8 protein-coding genes are annotated in these 13,100 nt (G+C 61.5%); 7 read left to right on the top strand and 1 reads right to left on the bottom strand.

From position 1 onward, the window contains the following. Positions 1 to 42 precede the first annotated feature (42 nt). Genes HB680_RS30020 through HB680_RS30005 form a run of 4 tightly spaced genes read left to right on the top strand, consistent with a single transcriptional unit; the run spans position 43 to position 5,654 of the window. On the top strand, positions 43 to 1,947 hold the full coding sequence (locus HB680_RS30020) for a sigma-54-dependent Fis family transcriptional regulator (RefSeq protein ID WP_213941921.1): 1,905 nt from the start codon (positions 43 to 45) through the stop codon (positions 1,945 to 1,947). After that, positions 1,947 to 3,665 carry an ABC transporter ATP-binding protein gene (locus HB680_RS30015; protein ID WP_213941920.1) on the top strand — a complete coding sequence of 573 codons (1,719 nt, stop codon included), beginning with the start codon at positions 1,947 to 1,949 and terminating at the stop codon, positions 3,663 to 3,665. Before HB680_RS30020 ends, HB680_RS30015 begins: the two co-directional genes overlap by 1 nt. Further along, the gene (locus HB680_RS30010) at positions 3,655 to 4,332 is read left to right on the top strand and encodes a S8 family serine peptidase (RefSeq protein WP_213941919.1); all 678 of its coding nucleotides are present in this window, start codon (positions 3,655 to 3,657) and stop codon (positions 4,330 to 4,332) included. Before HB680_RS30015 ends, HB680_RS30010 begins: the two co-directional genes overlap by 11 nt. Beyond that, positions 4,329 to 5,654: a tryptophan 7-halogenase gene (locus HB680_RS30005; protein WP_213941918.1), complete on the top strand. Its 1,326-nt coding sequence runs from the start codon at positions 4,329 to 4,331 to the stop codon at positions 5,652 to 5,654. Before HB680_RS30010 ends, HB680_RS30005 begins: the two co-directional genes overlap by 4 nt. A 425-nt stretch (positions 5,655 to 6,079) precedes the next feature. On the opposite strand, the gene HB680_RS30000 is transcribed toward HB680_RS30005, so the two are convergent. Further along, positions 6,080 to 7,570, bottom strand: a complete 1,491-nt coding sequence (locus HB680_RS30000) for an aldehyde dehydrogenase family protein (protein ID WP_213941917.1) — start codon at positions 7,568 to 7,570, stop codon at positions 6,080 to 6,082. A gap of 448 nt (positions 7,571 to 8,018) precedes the next feature. Between HB680_RS30000 and HB680_RS29995 the strand changes: the two genes are divergently transcribed. The 3 genes from HB680_RS29995 (at position 8,019) to peaB (ending at position 13,099) form a co-directional block, all read left to right on the top strand. Beyond that, positions 8,019 to 9,656, top strand: a complete 1,638-nt coding sequence (locus HB680_RS29995) for a methyl-accepting chemotaxis protein (protein WP_213941916.1) — start codon at positions 8,019 to 8,021, stop codon at positions 9,654 to 9,656. A 350-nt stretch (positions 9,657 to 10,006) separates the two neighbouring features. Beyond that, a complete protein-coding gene (peaA, locus tag HB680_RS29990) occupies positions 10,007 to 11,587 on the top strand; it encodes a quinohemoprotein amine dehydrogenase subunit alpha (RefSeq protein ID WP_213941915.1) in 1,581 nt (526 codons plus the stop codon). Between the two features lie 81 nt (positions 11,588 to 11,668). Then, entirely contained in the window at positions 11,669 to 13,099 is a 1,431-nt protein-coding gene (gene peaB / locus HB680_RS29985; protein WP_054053441.1) for a quinohemoprotein amine dehydrogenase maturation protein, read from the top strand. The last annotated feature ends 1 nt before the right edge of the window (position 13,100 follow it).

Genomic DNA, 13,100 nt, shown 5'->3' with positions numbered 1-13,100 from the left:
CTGATTTCAAAAAGCGCGAAGCGGACCGCTGCGGAGCGCTTGATGACACTCATAAAAACAACACACCCCAAACCGCATCAGGAAGCCCGGCTGGCCCGGGAAAAGCTTCACCTCGAAGGCGAAGTGCCCGATGGCGTATTGCGTGCGGAAATCGATGCCTCATGGCGGCGCAGCCTCAGCCATGGCGTGCATTTCAACGGCAAGCACGAGTTGACCCTGGAATCGAGCGCCAGCCTTGAGGTGCTGCTGGCCAGCAATCGCTTGCTGATCGATGCGGCGATGCCGGCCATCGATTACCTGGCCGAGCGCCAGGGCAAGGAAGGCCTGATCATCCTGGCCAATTCCGACGCCACGATCCTCGCCGTCGAAGGCCGCGCCGATCGTCTCAAGGGCTCGGGCCTGCAGGACATCACCCTCGGCGCCTGCTGGAGCGAGGCCGCGCGCGGCACCAATGCCCTCGGCACCGCGCTGGTGGAAGCCCGACCGACCTTGATCGATTGCGGCGAACATTACCTGGATCGCCTCAGCGATTTCTCTTGCACCTCAGTGCCGATTCATTGCCCGCAAGGCGACATCCTCGGCGTCCTCGACCTGACCCGCGAAGGCCCCCTCGGTCGCGTCCACGACAGCACCGCGCTGCTGGCCATGGCGGTCAGTCAGATTGAAAGCCGGGTGTTTAACGCCAGCTATCCCGATCAAATCGTCCTCGCCTTCCACAGTCGTCGGCAGTACCTCGAATCCCCATGGCAAGGCCTGTTGGCGGTGAGCCTCGGCGGACAAATTCTGGCGGTCAGCGCCCAGGCCTGTCAGTTGCTGCGCGCCGATCGCTCGGCCTTGGTCGGGCATCGCTGCGAAGAATTTCTCGGCGTCGATGGCCTGCAATTGCTGGCCCGGTTGCAACAGGGCGGCGTCGGCAGCCTGCAAACCGCCAAGGGCGAATTCTTCTACAAAACCCTGCGCGCGCCCCAGCGGTCGATCAACGTCGGCACCACCACCCGCCCGGCCGCCAAACCGGCCAAGCCACCGCCGGATCTCGAATCCCTGGCCGGCAGCAATGTGCGTTACGCCCGCGCCTTGCGCATGGCCCGCCAAGGTCTGGCCAATGAGTTGCCGGTGTTGCTGCTCGGCGAAACCGGCACCGGTAAAGAAGTCATCGCCCGCGCGCTGCACATGGCCGGCACCCGCTGTGACAAACCCTTCGTCGCGGTGAATTGCGCGGCGATTCCAGAAGGCCTGATCGAGTCGGAACTGTTCGGCTACCGCGAAGGCGCGTTCACCGGTTCGCGCCGTGGCGGCATGGTCGGACGCCTGCAACAGGCCCATGGCGGCACCTTGTTCCTCGATGAAATCGGCGACATGCCATTGGCCTTGCAAGCGCGGCTGTTGCGGGTGTTGCAGGACCGCAAAGTCGCGCCGCTGGGTGCCGGTGAAGAGCAGGACATCGACGTCGCGCTGATCTGCGCCACCCACCGCGACCTCAAGCGTCTGGTGGAAGACAAACACTTTCGCGAAGACCTGTTTTACCGAGTCAACGGCATCAGCGTGATGCTCCCGGCCCTGCGCGAACGCGAGGATTTCAGCGGTTTGGTCGGTCGCTTGCTGGCCAAGCTCGACGCGCCGACGGTGACCTTGCATGACGACCTGAGCAAACTGCTCGGCGGCTATCACTGGCCGGGCAACATCCGTCAATTGGAGATGGTCCTGCGCACCGCGTTGGCCATGCGCGAGTCGGGCGACAGCGTGCTCACCCTCGACCATTTGCCCGACAGCATGCTCGACGACCTGACCACCACCGAGCGCCCCCAGGCCGGCAGCATTCGCGAAAACGAACTGGAGCTGATCCGCCAATCCCTGGACGCGCACCAGGGCAACGTCTCGGCCGCCGCCGACGCCCTCGGCATCAGCCGCGCGACCCTGTACCGCAAACTCAAACAGTTGCGCCTGTGATGCAGCGCTTGATCGTGCGGCTGATCGACAGCCGCGACCCGCAAGCCCTGCAAGCGGCGTTGCGCTGGCTCTACAGCTTTGTGCGGCCGCATCGATTGGCGATTGCCGGATTGCTCGGGTTGTCGATTTGCGCGTCGTTGCTGGTGCTGGTGCAACCGTGGCTGACCAAACTGTTGATCGACGACGGCTTATTAGGGCGCAATTTTCCGGTGCTGGTGCTGATCGCCGGGCTGATGATGGTCGCCGGTCTGCTCGGCACGGCGTTGTCGGGGATCAACCGTTACCTGCACACGCGGCTGTCCGGGCGGATTCTGTTTGCCCTGCGCGATGATCTGTATCGGCATTTGCAGACCTTGTCGCCGAGCTTCTACGGCCAGCGGCGCATCGGCGATTTGATGTCGCGCCTGGATGGCGACGTCGCGGAGATTCAGCGCTTTGCCGTGGACTCGCTGTTCTCGGCGGTGTCGAGCGTGATCGGCCTGGTCTTCTCGATAGCGATGCTGTTGACCTTGTCCTGGAAACTCTCGCTGCTGGCGCTGGTGCTGATTCCCCTCGACGTACTGTGGCTGCGCTGGATGCGGCGCAAGGTCGAGCGTGATGTGCGGCAATTGCGCGAGCGCTCGGCGGACATGTCGTCGTTTATGGTCGAGACGCTGCCGGTCATGAAATTCATCCAGTCCGCCGGCCAGCAACAGCGCGAAGCGCGACGCCTGGAAACCTTGGGCCAGGGCTACATGAGCCAGTTGCTGCGCCTGCAAGTCACCGAATTTTTCACCCAGGCGGTGCCGGGAACCCTGACCTCGTTGTCCCGAGCCTGTGCGTTTTTGATCGGCGGTTATTGGGTGGTGCAGGGCACTTGGCAATTGGGTGCGCTGATCGCGTTTTCCACGTACCTCGGCATGGCGGTGGGGCCGGTGCAAAGTTTGCTCGGGCTCTACGTCGCGATCCAGCGCATGACGGTGAGCCTCGGGCGGGTGATGGAATTGCGCGGCGAAGAACCGACCGTGCTCACGCCGGTCACGCCGCAGCTGATGCCGAACTCGGGTGAGCTGCGTTTCGACGATGTGCATTTCAGCCATCCGGGTCGTCCGAGCACGTTAAGCGGGATCGATGCGCGCATTCCCTACGGCTTGAAAGTCGCTCTGAGCGGTGGCTCCGGTGCCGGTAAATCGACCCTCATAGACCTGCTGCAGCGGCACCACGATCCACAGTCTGGCCGGGTGTTGCTCGGGGAAGTGGATCTACGTGAACTGGACCTGTTCGAGCTGCGTCGACGGATCGCGATCGTCAGTCAGGACATCGTGCTGTTTCGCGGCAGCCTCGCGGATAACCTGGCTTATGCGGTGCCGGACGCCAGTCGCGAGGCAATTGCCGAAGTCGCGCGGCTGGCGCAACTCGACAGCCTGATCGCGTCCTTGCCCGAAGGTCTCGACAGCCCGTTGGGCGAGCGCGGACAGCAGTTGTCCGGCGGGCAGAAACAACGGATCGCCATCGCCCGGGCGCTGTTGCAGGACCCGTTGATCCTTGTGCTCGACGAAGCCACGTCGGCGGTGGATGAAGCCACTGAACGCGAAGTGATCGAAGCCATCGACCGACTGTTTGCCGGACGCACGCGCATCCTGATCAGCCATCGCCCATCGACCCTTGCGGACGCCGATCTGCGCTTTGAATTGCTCGACGGTGTGCTCACCTCGAAAACGGTGCTGCATGAAGCCTGAACTGCGAATTGGCGTGGTGGACAGCGGCCACTCGGCGGCGCAACGGGTGCAGGTTGTCGCGGGGCGCAGGTTTTCGCTGTTGGAGGATGGGCTGGCGCAAAGCGATCTGCGCGACGATCCACTCGGCCACGGCAGCGCGGTGATCGAGGCGATTGGCCGACGGGCTCCGGCGGCGGTTTTTTGTGTGGCTCAGGTGTTCGATCAGCGCGGCGTGACCAGCGCGTTGCAGATTGCCACGGCGATTGATTGGTTGGTGACGCAGGAGGTGCGGCTGATCAATTTGAGCCTCGGCTTGCGCCAGGATCGCAGCTTGTTGCGTGAAGCCTGTGCCGCAGCGGTGGCGCGAGGTGTGTTGCTTTGCGCGTCGAGTCCGGCCCAGGGCGAGGGCGTGTATCCGGCGAATTATCCACAGGTGCTGCGGGTGACCGGTGATGCCCGTTGCGCTGAAAACGAATGGTCGTGGCTCAACAGCGCCCAGGCGGATTTCGCCGCGTGTGTGCACGGGACGTATCCGGGCCAGTCCGGTGCCAGCCTGGGGTGTGCGGCGTTGAGCGGGCACATTGCCGGTTTCCTCGTCGCGCATCCCGATGCGAGCAATCAACATGTCATTGAATGGCTGCGGGATCACGCGCGTTATCGCGGCCCTGAACGGCGCTTCGGCCCATGATTCTGGTTCTGGGCGCCGGGCCTGCGGGTGCGGCGGTGGCCTTGGGGCTGCGCCGGCTCGGTTACCCGGTGACGCTGGTCAGCGAATGGCGCCGCTTTGCCGCGCTGGAAGGGGTTTCCGTGCGGGTGCTGGAAGCGTTGCGCGGCGCAGGATTGAACCACGCGTTGGCGGATGCAGCGTTGCCTTCCCAACGACAGGTGTCGTGGAACGGTCAACAGCATGCACAGAACATCGAATATTTGCTGGACCGTCCGGGTTTTGATCGAGGCCTGCGTGAGGACTTGCGTGTAGCCGGGGTCGAGTTGATTGAGGGACGGGTGCTGAAGGTGCGGTCGTCGGTTGCGGGGCATTGGGTCGAGATTGAAGGGCGCGAAACGTTGGTCGCGGACTTCCTGGTGGAAGCTCGCGGACGTTCGGCGCCTGCCCTCGGCAAAGGCCTGCGCGGGCCGGAGACGGTCAGCCTGCTCAATCGCTGGCAGACAGCGCCGGGCGACACCGCCAGCGCCGTGGAAAGCCTGGAGGACGGCTGGGCGTGGATGGCGCGGCGGGCGGACGGTCAGTGTTATTGGCAATGGACGGTGGATGTGGCCAGCGCTGCGTTGCCGGGTAAGGCGATGTTGCTTGATTACTGTCGCCAGCGGCGTCTGGATTCAGCAGTGGCACGGGCGTTTTTTGGCGATGGCGTGGAAACCGATCTGCAGCTGCATGCCCGCAGCAGCACCGCGATTTTGTGCCCGCAGGTGTGCGGCTATAACTGGATTCGGGTGGGCGACGCGGCGATGGCGGTGGACCCGCTGTCGGGCAACGGGATTTTTCAGTCCCTGTCCTCGGCACTGCAGGCGCCCACGGTGATCAACACCCTGTTGCGTAAACCCGAGCGGGCGGCCTTGGCCCAGCGTTTTCATCAGCAGCGGGTGGAACAGTTATTTTTGCGTTTTGCGCGGATCGGCCGGGATTTTTATGCCGATGAGCAGCGCTGGCCGGAGCAGCCGTTCTGGCAGGCGCGACGGCAATGGCCGGACGCGGAGGTGGCGCATGCCGAGGCGGATTTTGCAGCGCTGAAGATTGAGCGGGCCCCGGTGCTGCGGGACGGGTTGGTGGATGAGGCTGAGGTGGTGATCACGGCGGATCAGCCGCTGGGGATCTGGCATGTGCAAGGGGTTGAGTTGGCGCCGTTGGTGAAGCGGTTGTGGCGTGAACCGGCGGAGCAAGCGTTGGCGGGGCTGACGGTGGAGCAGGGCAGGGTGGTTCGGGGTTGGTTGTTGAGTCAGGGGTATCGACCCCTCACCCTAACCCTCTCCCCAAAGGGGCGAGGGGACTGACCGAGGTGTTCTTGGATCTACATCGACCTGAAAAATCGAGTTGAACTCAGGTTTGAAAACAACACAGATCGGCTCCTTTTCCCCTCTGGGGAGAGGGCTGGTTCTTGAATTGCACACCGACCGATGGAGTAGGTCCTGATGCTGTTTCGAATTGAATAAATCGAGCGGAACTCAGGTCTGGAAAACCATGGAGATCGGCTCCCTTTCCCCCTCTCCCCCTTGGGGAGAGGGCTGGGGCGAGGGGTGGCTTTTGAGTTTCACACCGACCGATGGAGTAGGTCCTGATGCTGTTTAGAATTGAATAAATCGAGCGGAACTCAGGTCTGGAAAACCATGGAGATCGGCTCCCTTTCCCCCTCTCCCCCTTGGGGAGAGGGCTGGGGTGAGGGGTGGCCTTTGAATTTCACACCCTGCCCGCAGACTCATTACAACTTAATCAACACCGACTTCAACTCGGTGTAATGCTCAATCGCCGCGTACCCCATCTCCCGCCCGACCCCGGACATTTTGTACCCGCCAAACGGTAACGCCGGATCCAGCGCGCTGTGGCAATTGACCCACACCGACCCCGACTTGATCCGTGGAATCATCCGGTGCACCGCCGCCAGATCATTGGACCAAATGCTCGCTCCCAACCCATACGGACTGTCATTGGCCATGCGCAACGCATCCGCTTCATCATCGAACGGAATCGCCACCAGCACCGGGCCGAAGATTTCTTCTTGCACCAGTGAATGCTTCTGGTCGACATCGACAATCACCGTCGGTTTGACGAAGAACCCCGGCCCGAATTGCTCGCCACCACAGGCGATGGTCGCGCCGCTTTCCCGGCCTTGTTCGATGTAGCCGTAGACCCGTTCCTGCTGGCGCTTGGAGATCAACGGCCCCATCTCGACCGTCGGGTCCATGCCATTGCCGATCTTCATGGCGTTGGCGATATCGGCAATGTCCGCCACCACATTGTCGAAATGCTTGCGCTGCACATACAGCCGCGAGCCGGCGCAGCAGACTTGGCCCTGGTTGAAGAAAATTGCACTGGCGGCGCCCGATGCGGCGGACTTCAAATCAGCGTCGCCCATGACGATGGTCGGCGATTTGCCACCCAGTTCCAGGGTCACCCGGGTCATGGATTCCATGGCGATCTTGCCGATCTGCTTACCGACGGCGGTGGAGCCGGTGAAGGTCAGCTTGTCGACCAACGGGTTGTGAGTCAACGCCGAACCGGCGGTGATCCCCGTGCCGGTGACCACGTTGAACACGCCTTCGGGGTAACCGGCTTCGAGCACCAATTCGGCGAGTTTCAACGCGCTCAGCGGGGTTTCGTCGGCGGGTTTGAGCACCACGGTGCAGCCGGTGGCCAAGGCCGGGCCGAGTTTCCAGCAGGCGAGCAACAGCGGAAAGTTCCAGGCAACAATGGCGCCGACCACCCCCACCGCTTCGCGACGGATAAAACTGTGGAATTGATCGTTGGGCATCAGCGGCAACGACACCTCGACGCTGGAGCCTTCGATCTTGGTCGCCCAACCGGCCATGTAACGCAGGAAATCGATGGACAGTTGCACGTCCATCACTTGGGCCACCGCCGCACTTTTGCCGTTGTTCAGGCATTCCAGTTGCGCCAGCAGCTCGGCGTCGCGTTCCATCAGGTCGGCGAGTTTCCACAACAGGTTCTGCCGCTCACGCGGGCGGGTGCGGGTCCAGGGCGAATCATCGAAGGCCCGGCGCGCGGCGAGTACGGCGTGGTCCATATCTTCGGGCGTGGCCCGTGGCACCACGCACAACACTTCGCCGGTGGCCGGGTTGTGCAGGGGCATGGTCTGGCCGTCGGCGGCCTCGACCCAGTCACCGCCGATCAGCATGCGCGGCGCGCGCTGGATAAACGCCGATGTGGCGGGAAGCAGATAAGGAAGGGACATGGCGAAACCTCTTGTTATGCGTGAATAGAGGTCTTTGGCAATGGCTGTGCCAAATGCGCGAAGGCACTGCGCAAGCCCTGCCGTTGCGGCCTTGGCCGGCGCTGGCATCTGGACGAGGCGGTGCGTGACTGTCGCAAATCGCGACAGTGGATGAGATTCAAGACGTGAAATTGCTCGGACAAAGTAGTGCGGCAGTAGGGTAATCCCGAGAAAAAATCAGTCGTTGCCGATTACCGTGGGTGGCACTTGGCCGGTACTCTTCAAGAGCGTCAATAGGCTCGGTTACCGACTGACATGACCTGCCAGCGAGCGATATTAGACCGCTTCCAAATAGACCGGAGTCTTGAACTAACCGGCGTCCTTTAGTGGTTCACCCCTGCATCTGAGCTGCCCGGTCTGGACGCACTTGTGCGCCCGGTTCTCCCTAAAACCACCTTCGGTATATGAAATGAGCACGTCGTTCACTTTGGCTCAGCGGATTGGGCTGGGCTTTGCCATGATTATCGTTTTACTGATGCTGTTGACCGGCGTAGGTGTGCAGCGCGTAGGCCTGATCGACAGCGCCTTGACTAAAGTGAGTGAAAACGCCGCACTCAAACAGCGTTATGCGATCAACTTTCGTGGCAGTGTTCATGACCGTGCGATCGCTCTGCGCGATGCGGTACTGGTCGAAACAGTCCCGGAAATGAACAGTTTTCTAAGAAAGGTCGACGACCTTAAAAAGGCCTATGACGACTCTTCCGCGCCCATGGATAAGGTCTTCCTGTCGGCAGGCGCGACCGGCGAAGAACGCCAATTGCTGGCGGCCATCAAGGATATCGAGCACACCGCGCTGGTCTCGACGCAGAAGTTGATTGAAACCCGCAGTAGCGGCGATGTTCCGGCGGCGCGAGCGTTTTTGCTCAATCAGACCTCGGCTCATTACACCGAGTGGCTCAAACGAATCAACGCCCTGATCGATTTTGAAGAGAAAGTGATCAGCGAACGCATTGGCGAAGTCCGCTCCGTTGCCAGCGGTTTCAGCATGCTGACGCTGATCGCCACGGCGTTTGCCTCCGTGCTGAGTGTGGTGGTGTCGCTGGTGATCATCCGCTCGGTCAACTCGACCCTGGGGGCAGAGCCTGCTGAAGTTGCGCGGATTATCCGCAATCTGGCCGAAGGTGATTTGAATCAGCCGGTTCACACGACCTATCCCGACAGTGTCATGGGGGTGTTGAAAAACACTCTGACGCTATTGCGCGGGACTATCACCGAGGTTCGCGCCGCTGCGGGTGAAGTCAGCCAGTGCTCGCAGCGTTTGCAGGCGACGTCCGAAAGCAATAACCGCCAGACCCGATTGCAAACCAGCGAAGCCGAGCAGATCGCCACCGCAATCACCGAGATGGCCGCCACCGTCAACCAAGTGGCCGGTTTTGCCGGACAAGCCTCCAGTGGCACGCAGAAAGCCGATGGCGAAGTCGAGGTGGGTAACCACAGGGTCGGTGAGGCCGTGGGTGCGATCCAGAATCTGGCGCGCATCCTGGAGGAAGCGACGACGCTGGTCAGCCAGGTGTCCAGGGACAGCGAAAGCATTGAAACAGTGACTGAAGTGATCAACTCGATCGCTGCCCAGACCAACCTGCTGGCGCTCAATGCCGCGATCGAAGCGGCGCGTGCCGGCGAGCATGGACGGGGCTTTGCCGTGGTGGCCGATGAAGTTCGCTCGCTGGCGACCCGGACCCAGGAGTCGACGCAAGAGATTCGGGACATGATCAACAAACTGCAAACCGGCACTCAGGAAGCCGCCGGTGTGATGCAGCGTTGTTGTGAGCTGGCGCGCCAGACCGTGGAGCAAACCGATCTGGTGCAAACGGCACTGACCAGGATCAGCAAGGAAGTGGGGGCGATCAACGACATGAACGCGCAAATCGCCAGTGCTTCGGTCGAGCAGAGCGCGGTGGCCAAAGAGGTCAGCCAGAATATCAACCGCATCCACAGCTCCACGCTCGAAGCCGCGGGCGGATCACAAATGGTCACGGCGTCCAGTCAGGAGCTGGCTGACCTGGCTGATCGACTGACCAGCAAGGTTATGTTCTTCAACGTCTGAGTCAAAAACACCGCCACCCCTGTCCTGAAATCAGCCACGTCGCGCCCTGCGGTGTGACGTGGCGATTGTGCGCTGCCGGCCCATCGCGCGCCGCTGCCCGTTCTATGCTTGTCTCAGACTGCAACAACTGTCGCGATATTAGACGTCGGGGCGCTTCCCTATGCCTGGTCTGCGCCCACGGTTGTCTGCTAACTCATTGATTAAAAAGACAATCGGTAAGCTGGCACGCTCCGTGTATTGCTCATCGCAGACGTTTCTCTTGCCTCCGTCAGCGGTGCGCCGCTGGCGGCAGAAACCATAAAAACGATAAGCCACAACAATAAGAAAGCACCGTGCGAGGTTCGACGTTGATGAAGAGAAGACTCCGATCAGGCATGAGCGCCGGCCTGCTGGCCGTGGCCGCTTGTGTGGCGCTGCATTCGCCTTACAGCCTGGCAGCCCGCGATGCCCAGACCATCCTCAAGGAAACCTGTCAGGGCTGTCACACCCCCGAAGCCGATAACGCCCTGAGCCGCATCAGTCACCAGCGCAAGACCCCGGAAGGCTGGCTGATGAGCATCGCCCGGATGCAAACCATGCACGGTTTGCAGATCAGCGATGACGACCGCCGGACCCTGGTCAAATACCTGGCTGACACTCAAGGGCTGGCGCCGAGCGAAACCGATGGCGTGCGGTATGCGTTGGAGCGTCGCCTTAATACCGTCGAAAAGTTCGACGACCAGACCAGTCAGATGTGCGGACGCTGCCACTCCGGCGCGCGGGTCGCCCTGCAACGGCGTCCGGCCCAGGAATGGGAACGACTGGTCAACTTCCACCTCGGCCAATGGCCGTCCCTCGAATACCAGGCCTTGGCGCGGGATCGCGACTGGTTTGATATCGCCCGCAAAGACATGGTGCCGCTGCTGGCCAAGCGTTATCCGCTGGACAACCCGGCCTGGAAAAAATGGCTGAGCACCGCGCCGAAAAGCGACGCGCTGGTTGGCGACTGGAGCTTCAGCGGTCACTTGCCGGGTAAAGGTGAATTGGCCGGGGTGATGAGCGTCAGCGCCGATGGCAACGACACCTTCAAGGTCAGCGTCAAAGGCCAATATGCCGACGGCAGTCCGTTTAACGGCGACGGTAGCGCGATTCTCTACAGCGGCTACGAATGGCGCGGCAACGTGACCGTTGATGGCGTGACCATGCGCCAGGTTTTTGCCGCCCAGGGCAATGCGATGCAAGGCCGGATGTTCGAGGCCGAGCACGATGAACGCGGTCTGGATTTTGTGGCGGCGAAGCAGGGCAGCAGTCGGTTGCTGGCGGTGCAGCCGGGCTACGTGAAGGCTGGCGCAGAAACCGAAGTGACGCTGGTCGGCAGCGGCCTCACCGGCAAACCGAACTTCGGCAAAGGCGTGGAAGTGGTCGAAGTCGTCGAGCAAAGCCCTGAGCGGATCAGGGTCAAACTCAAGGCGGCGGCGAATGCCCAACCGGGTCTGCGCGACGTCACCGTCGGCACGCTGAAAGGCCCGAGCCTGTCGGTCTACAACACAATCGCGTCGGTCAAAGTCGTGCCGGAGTTCTCCGTGGCGCGGATCGGCGAGGGCGGTGGTTCGACGCCGAAAGTCCAGGGTCGGTTCGATGCCGAGGCCTGGGGCAAAGGCGCCGACGGCAAACCGTATCGCATCGGTGTGTTCCCGGCGCAATGGAAGGTTGAAGCCTTCGATGATCGCGCCAAGGAAGACGAAGACGTGAAGTTCGCCGGCACCATGCAGGCCGACAGCGGCGTGTTCACCCCAGGCGATGCCGGGCCGAACCCGCAGCGCAAGATGTCCACCAACAATGCCGGCAACCTCAAGGTGATCGCCGTCGTCGACGACGCAGGAAAATCCCTGACCGGCGAAGGCCACATGATCGTCACTGTGCAACGCTGGAACAATCCACCCATTCCATGAGTTGGCTGAACCTACCCGTTTTCAGACACTTTTCGGAATGACCGCAGGCCCCGCCAGGCAGGGTTTGCACAGGAGGTTGCAATGGGCGCTATTTTGAATCTGGTCGAACGGAACCTGCACGAAGTGCACGTCGATGCCGACCGCATGCTGTTTCACATCCCTAGCAGTTCGCTGTTCGCCAGCGATGAACTGACGGGCACCATCATCGACACCTTGCGCGGTCCCGGCTGTTCCTCGGACGACCTGATTCAGCGTTTGGCCGCGCGTTTCAACGGTGAGGAAATCACAGAAACCCTGCGCGAGTTGATGGCCCTGGAACTGGTCAGCGACGGCTCGCCATTGACCCCGGACATCGGCACCAAACGGGTCGAGCGCACGGCGATCAACACCGTGGTGCTCAACGTCAACACCGGGTGCAATTTGAGTTGCACCTACTGCTACAAGGAAGACCTCGACAAACCGTCGGCGGGCAAAAAAATGGACGTCGAAACCGCAGTGGCCTCCGTGGAAATGCTGCTGCGTGAATCCCCGGATGAAGAGCGTTTCACCGTGGTGTTTTTCGGTGGCGAGCCGCTGAGCAACCGCAAGCTGATCGAGTACATGGTCGACTATTGCGAGAAGCGGTTTGCCGAGGCGGGCAAGTTCGTCGAGTTCGTCATGACCACCAACGCCACGCTACTCACCGAAGACACCGTGGACTACCTCAACGCCCACCGTTTCGGGCTGTCGGTAAGTATCGACGGGCCGAAAACCGTGCACGATCGCAACCGCATCACCGTGGGCGGGCAGGGCACGTACGACGTGGTGCGGCGCAAGGCCGAGATGCTGCTGTCGCGTTACAACAGCCGTCCGGTGGGGGCGCGGGTGACCTTGACTACTGGCGTGACTGACGTGGAAACCATCTGGGATCACCTGTTCAACGAACTGGGGTTTGCCGAAGTCGGTTTCGCCCCGGTGACGTCGGGCGATATCAGCACCTTCAACCTGTCCAGCGACGAGCTGATCGAAGTCTTCGCCAACATGAAGAAGCTCGGTCGACGCTATCTGGAAGCAGCGCTGGAACACCGCAATATCGGTTTCTCCAACCTGCACCAGTTGATTACCGACATCCACGAAGGTCACAAAAAAGCCCTGCCGTGCGGCGCCGGTTTGAAAATGCTGGCGGTGGATCACAAAGGTGAATTGAACCTGTGCCACCGCTTTACCGGTTCTTCACTGCCGACGTTTGGCAACGTCCACAGCGGTGTGAAACAGGTGGAGTTGAACGACTTTCTGTCCCAACGCCTGGACCGCACCAACACCGGTTGCGAGGACTGTCAGATCCGCAACTTGTGCTCCGGCGGCTGCTACCACGAAAGCTATGCCCGTTATGGCGACCCGACCCACCCGACCTATCACTACTGCGAACTGATGCGTGACTGGGTCGACTTCGGCATCGAGGTCTACACCCGGATCATGGCCCACAACCCTGCGTTTATCAGCAGCTACATCACTCCGCGCAAGGCTCACTGAT

Origin of the sequence: Pseudomonas sp. dw_612 (genome assembly GCF_018449725.1) — a bacterium.
Classification (GTDB): Bacteria; Pseudomonadota; Gammaproteobacteria; order Pseudomonadales; family Pseudomonadaceae; genus Aquipseudomonas.
Note: the sequence above shows the minus strand (reverse complement) of the source record. Positions and strands in the feature narration are given on the sequence as shown.